The sequence below is a fragment of the Bacillus seohaeanensis genome (assembly GCF_042684945.1).
GTDB lineage: Bacteria > Bacillota > Bacilli > Bacillales > Bacillaceae_B > Rossellomorea > Rossellomorea seohaeanensis.
Genome location: NZ_JBHUMF010000021.1, coordinates 37,045 through 57,323, shown reverse-complemented (window position 1 = coordinate 57,323; position 20,279 = coordinate 37,045). Strand labels below are relative to the sequence as shown.

The 20,279-nt window shown below is 36.0% G+C and carries 21 protein-coding genes; 5 read left to right on the top strand and 16 right to left on the bottom strand.

Annotated features, from left to right (window positions below):
• Positions 1-148: 148 nt before the first annotated feature.
• The 3 genes from ACFSUL_RS09345 to ACFSUL_RS09335 form a co-directional block, all read right to left on the bottom strand.
• The gene (locus ACFSUL_RS09345) at positions 149-1,465 is read right to left on the bottom strand and encodes an aspartate aminotransferase family protein (RefSeq protein ID WP_377934785.1); all 1,317 of its coding nucleotides are present in this window, start codon (positions 1,463-1,465) and stop codon (positions 149-151) included.
• Between the two features lie 170 nt (positions 1,466-1,635).
• A complete protein-coding gene (locus ACFSUL_RS09340; RefSeq protein ID WP_377934783.1) occupies positions 1,636-3,024 on the bottom strand; it encodes a YjiH family protein in 1,389 nt (462 codons plus the stop codon).
• A 240-nt stretch (positions 3,025-3,264) separates the two neighbouring features.
• A complete protein-coding gene (locus ACFSUL_RS09335) occupies positions 3,265-4,329 on the bottom strand; it encodes a C45 family autoproteolytic acyltransferase/hydolase (RefSeq protein WP_377934781.1) in 1,065 nt (354 codons plus the stop codon).
• A gap of 870 nt (positions 4,330-5,199) precedes the next feature.
• On the opposite strand from ACFSUL_RS09335, the gene ACFSUL_RS09330 reads away from it, so the two are divergent.
• The gene (locus ACFSUL_RS09330; RefSeq protein WP_377934779.1) at positions 5,200-5,802 is read left to right on the top strand and encodes a hypothetical protein; all 603 of its coding nucleotides are present in this window, start codon (positions 5,200-5,202) and stop codon (positions 5,800-5,802) included.
• Positions 5,803-5,995: 193 nt separating this feature from the next.
• On the opposite strand, the gene glsA is transcribed toward ACFSUL_RS09330, so the two are convergent.
• The 3 genes from glsA to ACFSUL_RS09315 form a co-directional block, all read right to left on the bottom strand.
• Positions 5,996-6,925, bottom strand: coding sequence for a glutaminase A (glsA, locus tag ACFSUL_RS09325; protein WP_377934777.1), 930 nt, complete (start codon positions 6,923-6,925; stop codon positions 5,996-5,998).
• Between the two features lie 282 nt (positions 6,926-7,207).
• Positions 7,208-8,404 (bottom strand): MFS transporter, encoded by a 1,197-nt coding sequence (locus ACFSUL_RS09320; protein WP_377934775.1) that lies wholly within the window; start codon positions 8,402-8,404, stop codon positions 7,208-7,210.
• Positions 8,397-8,828, bottom strand: a complete 432-nt coding sequence (locus ACFSUL_RS09315; RefSeq protein WP_377934773.1) for a MarR family winged helix-turn-helix transcriptional regulator — start codon at positions 8,826-8,828, stop codon at positions 8,397-8,399. Before ACFSUL_RS09315 ends, ACFSUL_RS09320 begins: the two co-directional genes overlap by 8 nt.
• Positions 8,829-9,058: 230 nt before the next feature.
• Between ACFSUL_RS09315 and ACFSUL_RS09310 the strand changes: the two genes are divergently transcribed.
• Positions 9,059-9,481, top strand: a complete 423-nt coding sequence (locus ACFSUL_RS09310) for an acyl-CoA thioesterase (RefSeq protein ID WP_377934771.1) — start codon at positions 9,059-9,061, stop codon at positions 9,479-9,481.
• Positions 9,482-9,656: 175 nt separating this feature from the next.
• On the opposite strand, the gene ACFSUL_RS09305 is transcribed toward ACFSUL_RS09310, so the two are convergent.
• Both ACFSUL_RS09305 and ACFSUL_RS09300 read right to left on the bottom strand, forming a co-directional pair.
• On the bottom strand, positions 9,657-10,349 hold the full coding sequence (locus ACFSUL_RS09305) for a 3-oxoacid CoA-transferase subunit B (RefSeq protein WP_377934769.1): 693 nt from the start codon (positions 10,347-10,349) through the stop codon (positions 9,657-9,659).
• Positions 10,349-11,035 (bottom strand): CoA transferase subunit A, encoded by a 687-nt coding sequence (locus ACFSUL_RS09300; protein WP_377934767.1) that lies wholly within the window; start codon positions 11,033-11,035, stop codon positions 10,349-10,351. Before ACFSUL_RS09300 ends, ACFSUL_RS09305 begins: the two co-directional genes overlap by 1 nt.
• A gap of 416 nt (positions 11,036-11,451) precedes the next feature.
• Between ACFSUL_RS09300 and ACFSUL_RS09295 the strand changes: the two genes are divergently transcribed.
• The gene (locus ACFSUL_RS09295) at positions 11,452-12,228 is read left to right on the top strand and encodes an acetoacetate decarboxylase (protein WP_377934765.1); all 777 of its coding nucleotides are present in this window, start codon (positions 11,452-11,454) and stop codon (positions 12,226-12,228) included.
• Between the two features lie 191 nt (positions 12,229-12,419).
• On the opposite strand, the gene ACFSUL_RS09290 is transcribed toward ACFSUL_RS09295, so the two are convergent.
• The 8 genes from ACFSUL_RS09290 to ACFSUL_RS09255 all read right to left on the bottom strand — a co-directional run bounded on the left by ACFSUL_RS09290 (position 12,420) and on the right by ACFSUL_RS09255 (position 18,900).
• A complete protein-coding gene (locus tag ACFSUL_RS09290) occupies positions 12,420-13,100 on the bottom strand; it encodes a Na-translocating system protein MpsC family protein (protein WP_377934763.1) in 681 nt (226 codons plus the stop codon).
• A gap of 299 nt (positions 13,101-13,399) precedes the next feature.
• Positions 13,400-14,107, bottom strand: coding sequence for a Na-translocating system protein MpsC family protein (locus ACFSUL_RS09285; RefSeq protein ID WP_377934760.1), 708 nt, complete (start codon positions 14,105-14,107; stop codon positions 13,400-13,402).
• Between the two features lie 219 nt (positions 14,108-14,326).
• Positions 14,327-15,403 (bottom strand): ATP-binding protein, encoded by a 1,077-nt coding sequence (locus ACFSUL_RS09280; protein ID WP_377934758.1) that lies wholly within the window; start codon positions 15,401-15,403, stop codon positions 14,327-14,329.
• 300 nt (positions 15,404-15,703) lie between these two features.
• The gene (locus tag ACFSUL_RS09275; RefSeq protein ID WP_377934756.1) at positions 15,704-16,447 is read right to left on the bottom strand and encodes a hypothetical protein; all 744 of its coding nucleotides are present in this window, start codon (positions 16,445-16,447) and stop codon (positions 15,704-15,706) included.
• Between the two features lie 333 nt (positions 16,448-16,780).
• Positions 16,781-16,975: a hypothetical protein gene (locus ACFSUL_RS09270; RefSeq protein ID WP_377934754.1), complete on the bottom strand. Its 195-nt coding sequence runs from the start codon at positions 16,973-16,975 to the stop codon at positions 16,781-16,783.
• A gap of 596 nt (positions 16,976-17,571) precedes the next feature.
• Positions 17,572-17,862, bottom strand: a complete 291-nt coding sequence (locus ACFSUL_RS09265) for a hypothetical protein (RefSeq protein WP_377934752.1) — start codon at positions 17,860-17,862, stop codon at positions 17,572-17,574.
• Positions 17,863-17,888: 26 nt separating this feature from the next.
• On the bottom strand, positions 17,889-18,386 hold the full coding sequence (locus ACFSUL_RS09260; protein WP_377934750.1) for a zf-HC2 domain-containing protein: 498 nt from the start codon (positions 18,384-18,386) through the stop codon (positions 17,889-17,891).
• A complete protein-coding gene (locus ACFSUL_RS09255; protein WP_377934748.1) occupies positions 18,379-18,900 on the bottom strand; it encodes an RNA polymerase sigma factor in 522 nt (173 codons plus the stop codon). Before ACFSUL_RS09255 ends, ACFSUL_RS09260 begins: the two co-directional genes overlap by 8 nt.
• A gap of 176 nt (positions 18,901-19,076) precedes the next feature.
• On the opposite strand from ACFSUL_RS09255, the gene ACFSUL_RS09250 reads away from it, so the two are divergent.
• Together ACFSUL_RS09250 and ACFSUL_RS09245 are read left to right on the top strand one after the other, a co-directional pair.
• The gene (locus tag ACFSUL_RS09250; RefSeq protein WP_377934746.1) at positions 19,077-19,244 is read left to right on the top strand and encodes a hypothetical protein; all 168 of its coding nucleotides are present in this window, start codon (positions 19,077-19,079) and stop codon (positions 19,242-19,244) included.
• 22 nt (positions 19,245-19,266) lie between these two features.
• Positions 19,267-20,040: a hypothetical protein gene (locus ACFSUL_RS09245; RefSeq protein ID WP_377934744.1), complete on the top strand. Its 774-nt coding sequence runs from the start codon at positions 19,267-19,269 to the stop codon at positions 20,038-20,040.
• Positions 20,041-20,279: the final 239 nt, after the last annotated feature.

The following is a 20,279-nucleotide window of genomic DNA, read 5'->3' as shown; positions in this document are numbered from 1 at the left end:
TATACAATTACCATTCTAAAAGGATGAAGACAAAAAAGACTGCCTTTAAAAGAGCCATTCGAATCTTCTAAGACAGTCTTTATTAAATAATGATTAGGATTGTTTTATATAGAAATTATATTACTACTCTCAAATCCGAGTATATTTCTTATATCGATACAACTAATTCTTCTTCATAGGTAGTCAATGCCTTTTCAAGCATGCTTAACCCCTCATCAATCTGTTCTTTTGTCACATTCAATGGCGGAATCATTCTGATTACTTCGCTCTGGTTTCCACAAAAGTAAAATAGGACACCATTTTCTAACGCCAGATCTAATATTTTAAATAAAGCATCTCCATCTGGTTCATTCGTTTTAGGATTAATAATTTCAATTCCTATCATAAGTCCAACTGCACGTATGTTACCGATAACATCGTGTCTCTCTTTTAACTGCTGTAATTTTCCCACCGCATATGTGCCTACTTCTTTCGTATTTTCTAGAAGATTTTCCTCCTCGAAAACATCGAGAACGGCTAATGCTGCTGAACAAGCGATTGGATTTCCACCAAAAGTAGTTCCATGACTTCCTAGAGGCCATTTCTTCATTAATTCATTCGAAGCGACTGTTGCACTTAATGGAAGTCCATTTGCAATACCTTTTGCAATCGCCATAATGTCTGGTGTAACATCGAAGGTCTGGGCAGCAAACCACTCACCTGTCCTTCCAAATCCCGTTTGAACCTCATCGAAAATAAGAAGAATATTATGTTGATCACATATTTCACGTACCTTTTTCAACCAAGACTTCGGTGGAATAATGTAACCACCTTCCCCCAGTACAGGTTCAACGATAACAGCAGCAACCTCTTCCGGCGTCACTTGGTGATTAAACAATCGCTTAAAATCTTTTTCCAATTGCTCGACAACATACGTTTCAGGATCAAGACCTTCCGGACATTCATCCGTACTCGCATAAGGTACTTGATAGGATCCTGACGGTTGTAAAAATTTACGATATTTACTTTTTGAAGTCGTTACACTTAGAGCTCCCATTGAACGACCGTGGAAACAGCCGGTAAACGAAACAACATAAGGACGCTCTGTAACATGTTTTGCTAGCTTAATAGCTCCTTCAATTGCTTCCGTACCACTATTTGCAAAGAAGAAACAATCCAAATTCCCAGGTAAAATAGCTGCTAACCGATCTGCTAGAGTTAAAATCGATTCATAAATAATCACACCAGACGGTCCATGCCCCAACTGATCAGCACCGTCTTTAATTGCTTGAACAACTTTTGGATGACGATGACCTACATTCGTTGTTGCAATCCCAGATGTAAAATCTAAGTACTTTTTGCCATCTACCCCGTAATAATAGCAACCTTCTTCCTTTACTACTGGCAAATTCGGATGATCTTTCGCCATGCTAGGTGCTAAACGGTTTGACATATTTTCTACAAGGTGACTCCAATCTTTTGCCATCAAAACTACCTCCAAGCATTTTACAGTTCATATTTTGCTAACAGCAAGCCCCTATATTAATTTAAAATTAGAAAAATTCAATATAGAAAGCAGCTGCTACGTATTGTTCCTTTACGATTTAGTAAGGATACTAAAAGCTTTTACTAATAAAAGTTATCTTATCATGATAATTAAAAGAATAATAGATGCGCCATTAAGGCAGCAACCGGTAACGTAATAATCGTTCTTTGCAGGAAGATCACGAACAGTTCCACAAAGGTAATAGGAATTTTAGACTTTATTAGTAAAATACCAATTTCCGACATATAGATAAGCTGTGTTAAGGACATCACCGCAATGACAAAGCGAGTTATTTCAGACTCAATTCCACTTCCAATAACTGCTGGTAAAAACATATCTGCAAAGCCTACAAGGATGGCAGGTGCAGCTGCTCCAGCTTCTGGAATTTGTAAAAGATTCAAAATTGGTACTAGAGGATACGATAAATAAGTGAATACTGGAGTAAATTCAGCAACAACAAGAGCAACGGTACCTAATGCCATTACTAGTGGAATTAACCCAAACCAAATATCGACTACATTGTAAACCCCTTTTACAAAAACCTTACGAATACTCTTCACTTGTCCAGCCTTTTCAACAGCTTTTTCAATGCCCCAACGGAAGCTAGAGACACCTTCTGGAACAGTCTCATTAATTTGTTTTCCAACAGGTTCATAATATGTATCCTTTTTTAATGAAAGCGGTGGAATTCTAGGACAAATAATCGCCGCAACCACACCACACACAACAACGGTAAAGTAAAATTCAACAAACATATGATCCATCCCAATAAACGTTGCAATGACTAAACTAAAAGCAATGGAAGCAATAGAAAAGTTCGTTGCTACTACCGCAGCTTCTCTTTTTGAGTAATAACCAGATTCATATTGCTGAGTCGTTAACAAAACACCAACGGTCCCGCTCCCCATCCAAGATGCAACAGCATCAACTGATGAACGTCCTGGAAGTTTGAATAGTGGGTACATTATTTTACGAACAACTGAACCGATAAAATCCATTAAACCGAACTCTAGTAATAATGGCATAAAAAGACTGGCAAATAAAAACCAAACCATTAAGACAGGAATTAAATCAAACAGCACAACACCACCGGTTAACTTGGATGAAATTACTTCCGGACCAACTTCTAATAATGTAAAAATGGCAAATACAGCACCAATCACTCTTAATGCTAACCATAGTGGACTAACATCAAATAAACTGGATAAAAATTCATTCTTTTTAATAAAAGGAACCGGAACTAGCTTTACTAGCAAACTCCCTAGTGCAGACACCCCTAGAACACTCGTCATAAATAATGGTATGTATTCAGAAATAGCTCCTTGAAGTCCATCAGCTAGAACTCCTAGTCCAATGGTTACTTTTCCATTCACAGAAATAGGTACAAGGAAAAGAAGTACACCAATTAATGATGGTAATAGAAATTTTACTAACTGCTTTGATGTATAAGCTTGTTTTACACTCACTTCCCCTGTTGCTTTTAACTGTTTAACTCCCATAAGTAACTCCCCCATCTGTATGTTATTTGTATATTAAATTTATAATTTTTTAAAATCATGATTATAGTTAATAACTATACATTAATATGAATAAAAATTCAATGATAGTTTTTGATTTTCAAAAAAAGGACCTGTTTACCTACTTGTTTATGTAGGAAACAGATCCTTTCTTTAAAAATATTTTACTATGCTAATGCTTTTCACTAAATCATGCCTTTGTAGGGGATACAGACATCCTATTTATTTTCGAAACCAATCCGCATTCTCATCCATATGCAAAAAAGCAATATCTGTATCGACTTCCCCTGTTATCCTGTCTAGCTCTAAGTCTTGACCACCTAGCCATTTTGCAAAATCAAATTGAATAGGTTCTTGGTCACCACCTAGCGCAATCCATGTTTTCATTTCTCTTGGTAAATAAGCAGATGTGTGAATGGTTCCTGCCCAACTACTATATAAAGTAGAAAATACCCCTTTATCCGAGTCATTCAGCAATCGAAAAGCATGGTGCGCTTCGGATAAGTTCTCTTTATTTTCTTGCATAATATCTAATCGTCGTTTAGAATCCACGAGATGATTGCGATTCTCCTGTTTCATGATTTCAAAGTGATTCGTGCAAACGTTCGACTGCCGAACCTCTACACCACGTGGAGATGTCTCAACAATATATGTCTTACCACTTTGATCATACACGACGTAACTAAACGAGTGTCTGTGGGGAATCTCTTTTAACATTGCTACTGCTTCTTCCACACTCGCACAAGATTCCAAAATAAGTCTTCCAATCATACAACAAATAAATCCATCACCTGGGTTTTTCCTATGCATAAAATTATATCCAATCACCAACCCTTTTTCGTTCATGCCATCCATTCGTCCCGTCACCCGTTGGCTTGGACCAACAATCGCATACCCTTGATCGGTTGGTTGGTAAAAAGTATAGCGCCCTTCATAGGTTTTTGGATGGTAATCATAATTACGGATTAAATAATTGTCCCCTGTCAAAATCGAGCATCCAGATCGAACATAATTCAAACGGTAACCACCAAACTCCTTCAACACTCGTTCCATCGGCCATTCCAGTGCTGTTTGAAGTCCAAGTAGTTCCTCCCATACACCAGGAGCGAAAGGCATAATCGCTTGTTTAACCTCCTCTACTCCTACCGTAAACCGTGGTTTTCTCACCTTCCACTGGTTTTCACGATTTTTAACAGAAAGCGAATCTTTTAACTTTTCCCCTTGCATATATCCAAAATCATAATGTGTCCCACGAAATTGTATAATCTCACTGTATATTTGCTTCACGTCATATCCCTCATTTGTAATAGAACTAATAGTATTTAGGATAATTGATAGTTATGGAAAAAGAAAGGAAATGATTTTCCCCAATACAGATAATAATTAACCGTTATGAACAGAAACAGCAAAATGTCGCTTTCATTCTATAACTAGAACACCTATTTCCAGTTTTAAAAACACACCTACCATTTTCTTGATCAAACGTTTGTTTAATACTATGAGCCTTTACATAACAGCTTTTTTCTCGTTTAATCAAACGTTTGTTCAAATATTAATAGACACTACAAGTCAACTATTTTTAACTATTCCTTTTATCCAATAGCTATCTTGAACACTTCTTTTGATTATTAAAAAGCATGCTGGAGCAATTTCTTAATCAAACGTTTGTTTAATACTGTGAACCTTGTTACATTAATGTTTTATACTTTCAATCAAACGTTTGTTCAAACTTTTTGAAGGACTTTATATAAGCAAAAAAGGTTACCTATAACATTAGGATTGTCTCCTAGTGTACAAGTATCCATAGTACTAACTTCCTTGTAAGGCTTCTTTCAACTTCTCCTTCTCTGCTTTACTAAACGTTACACCTTTTCCCATTGTTTCATGATTCGATGCCAATCACGGATGACATACTTAAGCTCTCAACCGTCCCAACTAACAAGGTTTAATACTTTCTTCCAGCCTCTTGGTGATTCAGAAAGGATCGCAAATGTTTTTGTGATTTCAAATTTAATTTCTGCCATTATTTATCCACTCCTACCTTGTAAAAGATTATTGTGTTCAGAAAAATAGTATTTCTTGAATTAGAAACTAATTTATTTAGTCCAACTATCGCTATTTTTTAGTATAATTATTATATAAGAGGAGGATTTATACATGAAGAAAACAGCGCTATTAATCATTTTGTCACTACTGATCGCAGCTTTATATGGTTGTGGAACAGGTAAAGACAACGTTACAACAGCAGCTACAGATGAAAATGTAACAGAGAAAAAAGAAGAAAAAGCAACAGAGCAAGAAGAAAACACGGAAGAACAAAAGGAAGAAAATATAGAGGAAAGTAGTAACAAAAGTCAAGAAGAATTACACCAAGAAATCGATGCCTTAAAGCAAGAAAAAGAGATGTTTCTAGAAGCAGATAAACTTGGACGAGATTTATATTGGGGAATGGTTTACGGAGATGTTGAAACTTTAAAACCTTTGTTTACTGATAACTTCCAAATCTATAATAATAAAATTGTAAAAGAAGAAAATGGGAAGACCTATGAAACACCGTTAGATAATTTTCAAACAGAAGGATACAAAAACCATAAAGCTACCTTTGAAATCGGTACATTTTTCCTTCACGAGGAAGAGTCACTATATATTATTTATGATATCTATCCACCAAGTGAGGAGGCATTATTTCATTTAAATGTTAAATTTGTTAAGGACGAGAATGGAGCTCTGAAGATCGGAAGTATTGCCTTTGACGCTTAATACTAAAAAGCAATAAACTTATCATCTACTGCATATAAGCTGCAGGGAACTCTCAAGGAAGTCTATGCTGAAAAAACATAGACTTTAGCTCAACTATTTTGATAGTACAAAAAAGCCCAAGTCTTGGTTTCTTTTTAAATAAAGTGACCTAGGGTTGGGCTTTTTTCTTTATTAATACTGGTATAACTATTTGTTAAAACATACTCAACTGATAATTCTTTGATAACAACTCTAATAATCTCATACCTGCAACACTGTTTCCTTTTTCACCTAAAGCGGGACCAAAAATTCCGATACCAAATCTTCCTGGAACAGCTCCCATAATACCACCAGACACACCACTTTTTGCTGGAATCCCAATTTTGATAGCAAACTCTCCGGATTCATTATACATTCCACATGTCACCATAAATGTTTTACAAATACGGGCTACATCTACAGGCATAATTTGTTTCCCGCTTAAAGGATCCCTTCCATCCATCGCAAACACCATTCCGATTCTAGCCAAATCCAAACAATTCATTTCAATCGCACACTGCTTCGTATACAAATCGATTAATTGCTCTACATCCTCATCCAAAATATTATGCTGTTTTAAAAAATAACATAAAGCTCTGTTTAAATGTGCCGTTTTGAATTCCGAACGTGCGATTTCTTCGTTATAACCGATTTTTGTATGGCTTGCCATTTCCTGAATAAAGGATAAAAGTCGCTGAAGTCTTTCTTCAACAGTATCTCCTTTAATCATGTGGGTCACGACAAGTGCTCCTGAATTGATCATAGGATTTAATGGTTTGGAGGGCGCCGTCGTTTCCAACTTACCAATTGAATTAAAAGGTTCTCCAGTCGGCTCCATTCCAACATGCTCAAACACATAGTCCGGACCTCTGTCCATCAGGACAAGGGCCAAGCTAATCACTTTTGACACACTTTGAAGTGTAAACTTTTTTTCAACATCTCCTGCTGACACACACCGTCCATCAGGATAATAGATAGCGATAGACAAATCGTCTGGATTTGCTTTCCCAAGTGCAGGAATATAGTCCGCAACTTTACCGCTTTTTGCACAAGTCCTCGCTTCTTCTACTAATACCTTTAACTCATCACTAGATTGACATGCCATATTCATCACCGTTAGTAGTATGAACCAAATATTTTATAATATGAAAAAGGCTAGTAATAAAAGTATCTTTTTCATTGGGTGTTTTCTAAAGGCTTTTTTCGTAAAGTGTGTTGCTTTTTAACGGAAAACTAAGTTTAACCAACTGAGTGGATTGAAGCGAAACCGTTTCTTCAGCAAGATAAGGCGTTGTTAGCCCCCTATTACAGGAAACGTAAAAAGGCAACACCCAACAAGGTAGTTGCCTTTTCTTTAAAATGAGTTGCGTGACACCATTGATTTTTTCTAGCTTGCTTCAGCAAATTTTTTAGACTCCGTCGCTTTCCTTCCATGCAAGAAATAATAAAGAATGGTACAAACAAATACCACTATAGCCATACTAATGTACAATCCACGATAACCAATTACCGGAATGAAAAAGCCTAGTAAGAATGGTCCTACTCCAATCCCTGCATCCAAAAAGATAAAGAAAGTCGAGGTCGCCAGCCCCATCCGATGGCGTGGGGCTACTTTAACCGAAATAGCCTGCGCACTAGACATAAATGTTCCATATCCAAAGCCAACAAAAACTCCCGCTAACAAAATGAAATAGCCCTGATGTGCTTGGCTAAGAACTAATAAGCCAATTGCAAATAATATAAAGGATGGATACATGACAAAATTTTCACCTTTTTTATCAAACCATTTACCTGTTAGTGGCCTAGATACTAAAGTGGCTGCAGCATAGACAATAAAGAAGAAACTTGCCACATCAACTAAATGGATTTCCTCTGAATAGGCTGTAAGAAAGGTTAGGATGCTTGAATAGCCGAAACCAACAAAGGCACTAATAATTGCAATCGGGAATGCCTTCGATTCGAAGAAGTTACTTAACTTAAATCCTTTCATATTATCTAACTGCCCTTGTGTTAATACCACTTTAGGTACTTTTAAAAAGAATACAGCGGCAAAACTAGCGATGATTAGAACTGAACAGACAATGAAGTTCATGTTAAATCCTACATGTTGATTAAGAAACATACCTAAAAAAGGACCAACAGCTGCCGCTAGAGTGACACTTAACGCATAATATCCAGTACCTTCTCCTCGTCGCTCATTCGGAATAACACTCGCAACAATAGTACCTGTCGCTGTTGAAGCAACTCCAAATCCTACACCATTCAAGAAACGATTAACAAACAAGAAGGACAAACTGTTTACTATAAAATATAAAAGTGTAGTAAGTAACAAGATAATAAAACCAATATAAAGTATCTTTTTTCGTCCGACACGTTCAATAGATCTACCAGCAAAAAGCCGTGCAACAAGTGCCCCTAATACAAAAATGCCAGATGCAAGACCAGCCTCACTTGGCGAGGCGTGAAATTGATCTGTCGCAAATGTGGTTATAGATACCATCAATAAATAAAATGTAAAGTAAAGAAAAAAGTTACTTGCTGAGACAATTAGGAAGTCCTTTGTCCATAATTTTGGTTTATTCATTTTCATCCCCCTCACTGTTGAGAATGTTATTTCTAATTTTAGGAAGAATTTCAAAAGCTGCTTGTTTCTCTTCTTCTGAAATACCTTTCATAACACTATGCTCCATCTCTGTAATTTTTTTGCGACATGCCTTATATACCTCTTCACCTGATTCAGTTAATTGAATTTTCTTTTCACGCTTATCCTTCCCAGGAACTTGTTTCATGATCTGTTTCTCTTCCAAACGCTGAACCGTCCTCGTAATCGTAGGCTTTTCAACATTATAATGAGTTGAAATATCTACAAGCGTAGAAGGGCCATTGTCTTTTACATAAAAAATAATTTGCCATTGGGAATAAGACAAATCAAACGGTGCCAGTAATTCATTTAACTTACTTATAAGTGGTCTATATAAAAATAAGTAACGCTGAAAAAAACCTTGCAATGAATTCCCTCCTAAAATATAGTTACCCAGAGTAATTATTACCAAAGGTAACTATACGCCTTCCCCAGAAAATTGTCAATGAGGATGCGAAGATAAGGCATATTACTTGCTAACAATAGTATGAATCACTCCTATTAAAGGATTTTTTGAACTAGTAGAAGAAGTAGCTCAATATGGAAGATCAAATATGCTGGTGAAGTACTATTCACCATTTGAAAGGGGAATTTGTTATGAGAGATGACTTCCGATTTTCACACCGCCTTAAGGTTCGGTACTCAGAAATTGATGGACAAAAGATTGTTTTTAACGCTCATTACTTAACTTATATTGATGTGGCAGTAACGGAATATTTCCATGAAGGCTTACAGCTTGAAGTGGGCTCCGATTTTGATTTTGTCCTAGCTAAATCAACTTTGGAGTATAAAAGAGCCGCTCATTTAAATGATTGGCTAACTATTTGGTGCCGTATGAAAAAAGTTGGTCATTCAAGTATGACGATGAATTTTATCATTACGAGAGATGGAGAAGAAGATCCACTTCTCACAGCGGAAATTATCTACGTCAGCTACAACCTAGGAAAGAAGAAAACACAACCGGTCCCTGACTATGTCCGTGAACGAATTGATCAGTTTGAAAAAGGGAACTTCTTATAAGAAAAGGTGAGATCCTCCTCGAATTTCTCTAAGTTTTATCGCAAGAGTACTAGTGTCAGTGGGTCCTAGATTGTTCTTTCTTTTTCACTCCTTTATCACGAAAGGCCCACTTTCTTTGAGAAAATAAGCCATTCAAAAAAGCTGTCCGAATCGACAGCTTTTTTCCTTACTTTATTTAAGAAACAGGCACTTCTTCTGACACTTCTCTTCTTTTTATCCACTTGAAGTCATCAGCAATTTCATAAGAGGCCGGCGTCATTTCTTTCAATTGTTCAAAGGAAAGCTCGTCCACTAACTCTACTAAATAAAGAATACCCTCTCGAATTTTAAATACGGCATATTCCGTGACAATCGTGTCTACTCTATTTTTAGCAGTTAAAGGATAGGTACATTTCGGAAGTATCTTCGGTTCCCCTTTTGGAGACAAGTGCGTCATAGCCACAATCACTCGTTTCGCTCCTACGACAAGATCCATTGCACCTCCAACGCCGAGTACGTCTTTCCCCGGCACCGCCCAGCTCGCAATATCACCATCTTCTGAAACTTGCAATGCACCAATTACAGTGGCATCCAAATGTCCCCCACGCATGATGCAGAAAGATAAGGAGCTATCAAAATAGGAAGCATGATCCAAGGCTGTAATAGGTTTTACGCCTGAAGAATTAACCAAATCCCAATCCACTTCAGTTTGACTCGGGTCAGGCTCAGGTCCTACCCCTAGAACTCCATTCTCGGAATGTAGTGTGACAAGTCCCTTTGGTAAATAATCGGCAACTAATGTCGGAATACCAATTCCAAGGTTAACAACACCTGACGTTAATTCTTGTGCACAGCGCCATGCCATATAGCGTTTGATGGATTCATTCATTATTCTTCCTCCTTTTTCACAACGATATCAACGAAGATAAATGGTGTAACAATGGAATCTGGATCCAACTCCCCGATTTCAACAATCTCGTCCACTTCAACAATCGTCAATTTGGCCGCAGTTGCCATGATTGGATTAAAGTTGCGAGCAGCTTTTCGATAGACAAGATTCCCCGCTTTATCTGCCTTATGTGCCTTAATAACCGCTACATCAGCATACAATGATTGCTCCAGAATATGTTCCCGTCCATTATAAATACGAGTCTCTTTACCACGGCCCAAGTCCGTCCCAGCCGCAGTTGGTGTATAAAATGCAGGAATTCCTGCCCCTCCCAAACGAATGGCCTCAGTAAACGTACCTTGGGGCAGTAAATCAATATCTACCAGACCCTCACGATATGCTTTAACTAACTCTTTATTTGTTGAGAAAAAGCTGCCAATCACTTTTTTGATACGGTTTTGCACAAACAAATCATTAAGAACAGAAATGGTTCCAAGGCTATTGCAGATAAGGGTAATATCATGGATGCTATCCTCGTGGATCACTGCTTGAGATAAGTATCGTGGCATCCCAGCAAACCCAAATCCCCCTACCATCATCGTAGGTACTTCTGGAATATGCTTTACTGCTTCTTCAGCTGTTAGAAATTGAACATTTGTTTCAATCACATCAATTGTATCGCTCATTATCCATTCCCCTTTGTGTAAATTTGTTTGTTGCCGTTTAGGACGAATATGACAAAATATATATTATCAATACTATTCAAAATGTTATGTTACTAGTGAATATTCTGTCAATAGTGTTTTTAAAACTTTGTAAATTTATTGAAATAGTCACAGATTTATAAATTCACTAACTAGCGGTTACGATTAACTACAACCTAATTCCTACCCGTGGAAGAATAGCCACGATTTGGAACTTATCGCTATACTGAAATAACATTTAGATTCTTCTGATATATCTGAAAACTATATTGACAAAATATGGGTTGGTTGTATAATAAAAATTGTATTGTTGTTCGATTAGAGAAAGTTTTATCACTTTAGCCTAAATACGACTTCCGGTGCAGTTACACGGAAGCAAGGGAAGGATGAGAGTTGTTATGAAACTAGACGAGGTGTCAAAACAAATCACAACACCGTTGGATGCTCCTGCGTTTCCACGTGGTCCTTACAAATTTAATAACCGAGAATACATGAACATCATTTATCGTACAGACAAGGATGCACTAAGAAAAATCGTACCCGAACCACTAGAGATTGACGAACCTCTTGTTAAGTTCGAGGTTATTCGCATGCCAGACGTTACCGGTTTAGGCTCTTACACGGAATCTGGACAGGTCATCCCCGTCCAATTCAACGGGGAAAAAGGGGACTATGTGCACTCCATGTACGTGGACAACCATCCAGCGATTGCTGCAGGTCGTGAAATAAGTGCATATCCAAAAAAACTTGGAAAACCAAATTTCTTTATCGACTCTGACACGTTAGTCGGGACGCTAGATTACGGTTCTTTACGCGTTGCAACCGCTACAATGGGGTATAAGCATCGCCCGCTTGATCCAGAAAAGGCTCGTGCAGAGATTTGCAAGCCGTACTTTATGCTCAAGCATTTACGTCACAACGATGGAACACCACGAATTTGTGAACTTGTACGCGGTGAGATTACAGACATCACTATTCATGGTGCTTGGACATCCCCTGCACGTTTACAGTTATTTGCCCATGCGCTGGCACCACTAGCTGATTTGCCTGTGCTAGAAGTTGTATATGCGTCCCATATTCTCACCGATCTTACCCTACCTCGTACTAGTGTAGTCCATGACTACCTTGCTACAGAAGGGAAAGTCCGGGATAGAGAATTGCTCAGTCAAAAATAAAGTGACCACGAGCAGTAGGTTTCCTACATAAGGTGATAACATCCCCCAAAATGCTATTTCAAAAATAAAAAATATAGTATTTAAGAAAGAGGCACATTTATTTAAAAAGGTATATAAATATTAAGACCACCTTTCCTGGTACCAGGAAAGGTGGTCTTAAAAATAAAGTTCGCAATGAGAAATGCTATTTCTTACGAATGTAAAATAAATGCCATTAATGATTTATCCTCCTTAAAGTTCCAATCAACAAAAATATCACTTACTACTTTATTAAAAATATCCTCAAACTTGCCGTACCGATGAAAGTAACCTTTTTCTAACTCATCCTTTGTGAATCTTAGTTCCCTTTGAAACCCGTTTGCTATTAACGCCTTCTCAATTTGAACAAGTATGCCTTTCCTTTCAATCAAGCAGATTGATGGAGAAATAGGATAGATCTGAATATTATCTGGGACTTTTTCAACCAACATGCTAATTCTCCCTATCTCCAATTCTACCCTTTGAATATCAATATCTTCTTTAATAACTTGACCTACTTCTTCCCCTAAAACAAAAATAAGAATGCCAGAGTTATTTGGAAAGTTCCAATCATGATAGGTCTCTTCCACCTCCACGTCAAGGGTCACCTGTACTACACCTTTTATTTCATCTAAAAGGTGATTAATAATAACGGTTCTAGCACCATCCACATACTTGTTCTGCCCTTGTTGTAATAAGATATCTTCCATTGGAGTTAAAAAACCACGTATATATGTGACGAGATGATTCCCAGTAACAGCAGTACGACACGACTGAGGCCCTTTCCCAAATTTTTTCCTTAACAATTTACTAATATAACTACTAATGTACTCTTCTTTGTTATGATTCATCATCCACCTTCTATCTCCTTTTCCTCAATAAACAAGAACGTTCCAATATCATTTCCTATGTAAAATAAACCTCTATTCTTTAGTATGTACCAAAGCCTTCCTTGTTAAAAATAAAATCAAAATCCAATAAAAAAAACATGTTGTATTAGGGGAATTCCTACTTACAACATGTTTTTTTATTTACTAATGGCTGTTTTCATAAAGTTTGTTATTTGTGGAAAATGTATCGTTGTCTTCCTCTCCAATCCACTCCGAGTTTTCCATTGTTGTTAAAAGCAACACCCTTTTAGAAAACAGCCCTATTAACTCATCAAATATTCCTCTTTGGTAAAAATAAAAATAATATAATTTCGGTCACTTTCGTAGTCCCACATAATAAACATATCTTCGATAAGGCGGTTAAATAGGTCTTCAAACAGGCTTTTGTGTTTAAAATATCCTCTCTTTATTTCCCTAACTTGATAGAGTAATAAATCTAGATTTCCTCTTTGATAAACTAAATTTTCTAGTGGCAAAAGAACTCCCTTCGATTCTACGGCACAAATATTCTGTGTAAATTTCACTACCTTTAAACTAGTTGGTCTCCTATGATAACGAGAGCCTACTCCTTCAATCAAGTTAAAAAGGGTATCCTCAAAAAATACGTCTATTTTAGCTTCATGATCAGAATGGGCTTTTTCTAATAGAACTACTCCTGTGTTTGCATCATAATTCCAATCATGAAGGAAATTTCTAAACTCACCATCTAAAATCTTTGAAACCTCTGGTATAAAATCCTCGATAACAGCACCTATTACAGATGACCGAAAATTAATAGCCAGATTAAGCTCGTTATTCCCTATTAATACTTCTTCTGCAGGTGTCATAAATTTCCGAATGTACACGTATAATCTGGTTCCTTTAAACATTACAAAACATGTTTCTGGGCCTTTGCCAAATCTGCGTTTCAACAGCTTACTAAACGTGCTGCTAAGATATAGCAAATCCTCTTGTTTAGGTTGTTTAATCATCAATCTCTCCTTCTAATAAAAAAATAAAAAAAGCCTAACTTCTAGAAAAAGAAGTTAGGCCACGGGTAAGACGACTATTTTTATAGTTTCTTCCATTTACCAAACAAGTTACGTATATTCGTTTGTTTTATGTAAAGATGTATCACGACTAAGATGACTAATGACTGCAAGACATTAGACATAAGTATTTTAACATAAGCTTTGCTATACAGCAATAATTTAGGGCATAATTGGCAATTTCACCTCAATACAGGTCCCATCCGTACTACTCTTAACATTAAAATCGCCCTTATGCTCCTCAATTATTTTATAACTTACAGACATCCCAAGCCCTGTCCCTTGTTCTTTCGTTGTAAAAAATGGTTCATTTATGCGACTTAGAGTATCAAAAGGAATTCCATGTCCTTGATCTATAATCCGGATTTGAACACTATCCTCATTAAGAAGGATCCCCTCGACCTGAATCCTCCCTCCATCTGGCATTGCTTCAATGGCATTTTTTATGTAATTTATAAATACTTGTTTTAGTTGATTTTCATCACCCAATACAGTTTCCCCTTCAAGGTTAAACCTTTTTTCAATCTGAATATCATTTAACAACGCTTGTGATTCCATTAACGTCAGGACCTGTTCTAATAATAAGCGGACATTCAATTTTTTATGCTTTATTTTAGTTGGCTTTGCTATAACCATTAGTTCTTTTAGAATTGCTTCAATCCGATCAATTTCTGATTCTATAATTTTAAAATACATAGGTTTACCTTTATACTCACTCATTGTTAATTGTAAAAAACCTTTTATGGCTGTAATGGGATTTCGAATTTCATGTGCAATCCCAGCGGCTAATTGTCCTGCAGCCACTTGTTTTTCTGACATTAACTCTCTTTCTTTCTTAATCAAAGTAATATCTTTTAAAACGACATAAGTCCCAACTACTTCATTATCAAAAAGGATAGGGAAAGTAGTTAGATTCACATCTAGTAGAGCTCCTAGCTTCCTACGGACTTGAGAATCAAAACTAGTTAGTTCTTTATAATCTTTTTCAAAGAAGAATGTTTGTGTTTCATTTAAAGCTGTTGGCACAAAAACATCACTTAGCTTCATATGCAGCAACTCCAACCTAGAATACTCCAATAATGTTTCACAGATATCATTAACATAGACTAATTGCCCATCCCTGCTAAATATAAAGAACGGATCTGCTTTTTTTGATAAAACAGAAAAGTCCTTATCCACATTAGTATCAATGTATATCTCCAATAAACTATTTAAACGCCTTATTTTCTCTCTCCTCATTTGGATACTACCCCTCCCATTTTCTAATGTACATAAAAAAAGCCAAAATAAGCGTAGGTATTCCTACGTCTTACTTTGGCTTAAAATTCTAGCATTAACATGTCTAGAGAATCATTACCTATTTATAACATATAACAATCTTTTCATTACCAACAGGTTGCACAATTAGATTAGGGCAACTATCCCTATATCCACTATTAATATTATACTTATTTTTTAAAAAATTCAAATATTTTTTGTTACTTTTATTCATTAAAAAATGGGGATTCTTCTTTTAAAATACCTATCAAAACTCAAAACCTATTGACCAGCCCATGCTTTCACTGTGGAAATAAGGGATTCTTTTTGCTGTTGCAATTGTTTCTTTCTATGACCGTTTGCTCCGGAAGGATGAGGAAAACCAAATAAATAAGCGTGTTGTGAAAGTTTTCCTTCCTTAAGTAATTTATGAAAAACAGACTCTACTGTTTTTCCTAGTGGAATAATAAGTGCGGATTGCTGAATTTGACCTAGTTCTTCTGGAAATACTTCATAAGCGTACGAAGTCAATAATGAGGACTGATGGATACCGGGTTGGTGACCAGTATAGTTTTTCCCTTGATAAAAAACAGGGTATTTAATAATAGCTGTAGTATGTAGTAGTTGTCTGTTCTCATTAAATAGCGATGCAGAGCTGCTAACATGAATAGCCTCAGGGATACCACACTCATCTAGCATATGAATTAAATTAGAGCGGATAGTCCCGGAGAAACTGGCGGCTATTTTAACCTCTTTTAATATCCGCTCAGTATTATCGTAGGAATCTAAGCTTTTTAATAATTGTTCAAAAGCGGTTTTCATTTGATTCCAACCAGGAGTAATCCCTACCATTACAATGATTGCCTTATTGTTTATATACTCGTTATGAGGTGCATAATACATACTTAAACCTTCAGCCTTTTCGATTAAAAATCGATCTGTCAATAGATCTTGTTTTGTAAGAGTTTTTTGAGGCCTTAACGTTTGTATTGCAGGCAAAAATAATTGAAATTTGGTATTTAACACTTCTGCATCTCCTAACTAATCCGGTACTGGAGCAATCAAAACTCATGTTTTTTGATATTATGGACAAAATCCCAAATGAAAATAATGCTACCTCTAGTAAAAGGGTATCCTTATTTAGGCTACAAAACATCGCTGATTTATCTCCACTTCTACCAATCCGCTATACCCGTTCAACTCAAAATGGTATTTAAACCACGCTAAAAGCACCTGTCTCTTTGCCCATTCTAAACCATTGAAAGCTAGGGGAAGGCACCCATATCACCCTTTCCAACGTTAAGCAGAAAGACAACAATGAAAAAGCGCTAAATATGGCGCTTTTTCATTGTTGTCTAACTATCGCTTTTGCTTGTTTTTATTACCTGTTAGATTGCTTACAGCATCCGTAGCTCCATCAACGGCGTTCATCGCAACATTCTCCGTTGTTTCTAATGCACTATGAACTGCATGAAAAGCAGCTCCGGCTGTGTTTTTAATACCCTCTGATACAGCTTTTTCATTCTGCTTGTTTTCATTTGATTTATTTGACATTTTGTTTCACCTCCTAAACAGTAGGATGTGTAATTTACGGTTAATAATTCAGGATTACGGGACAAAAGACAGGCACTATTTAATGTATTTTATAAATAATTAGGAAAGTTTCTTATTAAAGATTTCCCCTAACAAGGACACCTTACTTTTATTTAGAATAGTGAGCACGTTCACCATCGCTATGATTTAGCATGTTCTTCATTCAACTCCCTTGTTACCCCTACCTCACTATTACTTTTTGACTTTAGTCAATCAACCCATTTAGTACTGAAGCGACACGTACAGAATGACTGAAAGGCGTTATTCCTTTCTAATCATTCTGTAGTGCTGGCGTTCGAAGTATTAAGTGTCCATCTAAATAATTAAATAAGGCTATTTTCGCAACGTTTGTTGCTTTTTAACGGAAAACTAAGTTTAAACCCACTGAGTTGATTGGAGCGGAGGGCACTTGACTCCTCAGGAAGGGAAGGAAGTGTCCATAGCGGAAATCAACGGGATAAATGTATAAGTAAAAACAACAATCTATGCGAAAAGAGCCTTAAATAAAAAGAGTACTCTCAAAAGAGAATACTCCTAGTATATTTATCTCCCAACCCTTAAACCCGTTTTTGTATTAACAAGGCTGGAATTAACATCAAAATGGCCGGTATGATATAAAAAGCTGCAATAGCATAAAACCCTACAAAAGATGAAACAACAAGTAGAGTCGTTGCAAGGGTTTTATTTTTTCCAATTTGGAAAGCCCCGATTACGCCGATTATCCCACAAATGATTCCTAAGAAGCCTATGTTTCCGAATGTATATGAGTCATCAATCACTGCAAATAATTGAGCTGTTAAAGAAATTAAGATTCCTAAAATTCCTCCAGTCATCGCTAAACCTTTCATATATAACAACACCCTTTCACATTAAGTTATTTTTGTAAAAACACGATTAGGTTATCAAAAAATAGAAGCATTAGAATATCAAAAGCTAATACAAGCCAAAAACCCATTTTTCTATAAAACATAAAGGTGACACCGTTAGTCAGCGCTACAAATGGAAAATATAACAAAATTAAATCAGCTGTCAAAAGGGCCCCTTGTTCAAGGTTAACGTTATTTACCCAATTGTTTGCAATTAAACCTAAAACTAAAAATCTAATTAAAATAAGAAAAGTAAAAAGAATATTTTTGAAATGTATCAATGTCTTAAATGGTTTGATGGAGGTTACTTCCTCTTCTTGTGAAGCATCCCCTGACTGTGTAGGAACATCGCTTGGAAACGAAGTCTGAAAAGATTCTAGTAATCCTTTGCAGTCACTACATTGTTCGATATGTTCCTCTATTATTTCTTTCGTACTTTCTTCTACTTCGTCATAAAATGGGATTAATTCATTACATAACTTATGAATCTTCATCTGTTCATCCATCACTTTCACCTCTTTCTAAGTTGGCAAGGATCTTCTTCCTTACTCTAAATAACCTAGACTTAATTGATGATACTGGCATATCCAAGAGAGAAGCTATCTCATCGTACTTATACCCATAATGTTCTTTTGCTAGAAAAATGGTTTTATCTAATTTAGGAATATTTGATAATGCGTTAAAAATTGTTTCTTTCTGTATCATTAATCCTTCTGGATTAGAAGTATCAACTAGTAAATCAGAAATAATTTCTCCATCCTCCATGAGCGATGGTTTTTTCTTCCGATAATGGTCGATCACTAAATTTTTTGCGACAGATACAAGCCACGTTCTTATATATTTCACTTCTAAAATTTTTTCAGGATTCCTTAGCATTCTAGAAAAAACCTCTTGAATGATGTCTTCTGATAACTGTTCATCCCTTGTTAACTTTAGTAAGAAGTGCTTTAAATACGAATAATTTTTTTCATATTCCTCTTCAATAACATTCAATGGATTAATACTAAATTTTTTAAACATAGGATATCCCTCTCTACTAGCCAGCTTCATAAGTGAGACGAACTAAACACTAAAAAGTTGCATGACTAAATAAAAAAATTTTTCTATGAGTTGTTATTATCAATACTCACTTTTCTTTTATAGACAGAAGGTGATAATACATCGCCTTAACATTTTCACAATTGGAGGTGCAGAAAATGAAGGAAAAGTCTTCTATCAACAAAAAAGATGAGGTATCAATTCAAGCCCCAGTAATATGTACAAAAAATCCTAATTGTTGTGAACAAAAAGGATGTCCTGGACTTTATAAAGTGCTGCCAGGAAATGTTTTAGCATGGCAAGGTTCTTGTTGTTATATTGGATAAAAAATTTAAGGAGATGAATCAAATGGACGTAACAAACATTTTAGTAAAAGAAATACCAGCTAATGGTTTAGCCGAATTATCTAGCGAAGAAAAAGGCTTAGTAAATCAAGTTCTTGAACATATCCAGGGTAAAGATGTAGCCGTACAAGCCACTCCAGTACTGAAAACATATGAGGCAACTTATTTTGGGCATAAAGAAAACAACGCTCCGTCAGACAGTACGAAGGCTATTATTCAAGAAAACAGATTTATTAAGTTTACTGACAAATTAAAAGTTCATTTATTTAAATCAACAAATATGGAAAAAGGAAATAGTTCCTTTATTGCTCAAGCAATCGCACTAAAAGAAGAGCACGAAAAGAAAACGAAGCAAATTGTAACATTTTTAAACGGCGAATTACTCGCTGATACTTTCTTAGATACAGAAGATCAGACTCTTGAACTTCCAGAAGACTTTGCTGAACTTTCAAATGCTGAAAAAGGTGAAACAGATGTTAGCGTTCAAGGTTTACCGTGTATCCAGGATGGTTGTTGCTCATTTAGATACAATGGATTACCGTGGAATCCATTAGTAGAATATAATTGGTGTGGTGCAAATTGCGGTAGTGGAACACCTGTAAATTCACTTGACCGATGCTGCAGAACACATGATTATTGCTATGGGTCGTATTCTAGTTATCCAGGACGCTGCGCATGTGATGAAAACCTAATCAACTGTGCTAGTTATACTGATAATGCTGGTGGTTCTCGTGTTATCACGGCATTCCAAGCAAAAATGCTTTATCAAGGATGCTAATATAGTGAAAGAAAAAACCTCGAAATTGAATTTCGAGGTTTTTTTGTTGTATTACCTATAATCTTATTGGACATTACAAGTTTTAATATACTACAATGAATTCCATAATTGTAAAAAAACAAATAAATTCAAACTTTAGACGGAACTATACTGTATAGGTCTACTAGATTACGTAGTAATATAGGACGAACTATAAAAAACTCATATAGGTAAAACAAAAAGATCAAGTTTGTTTTACC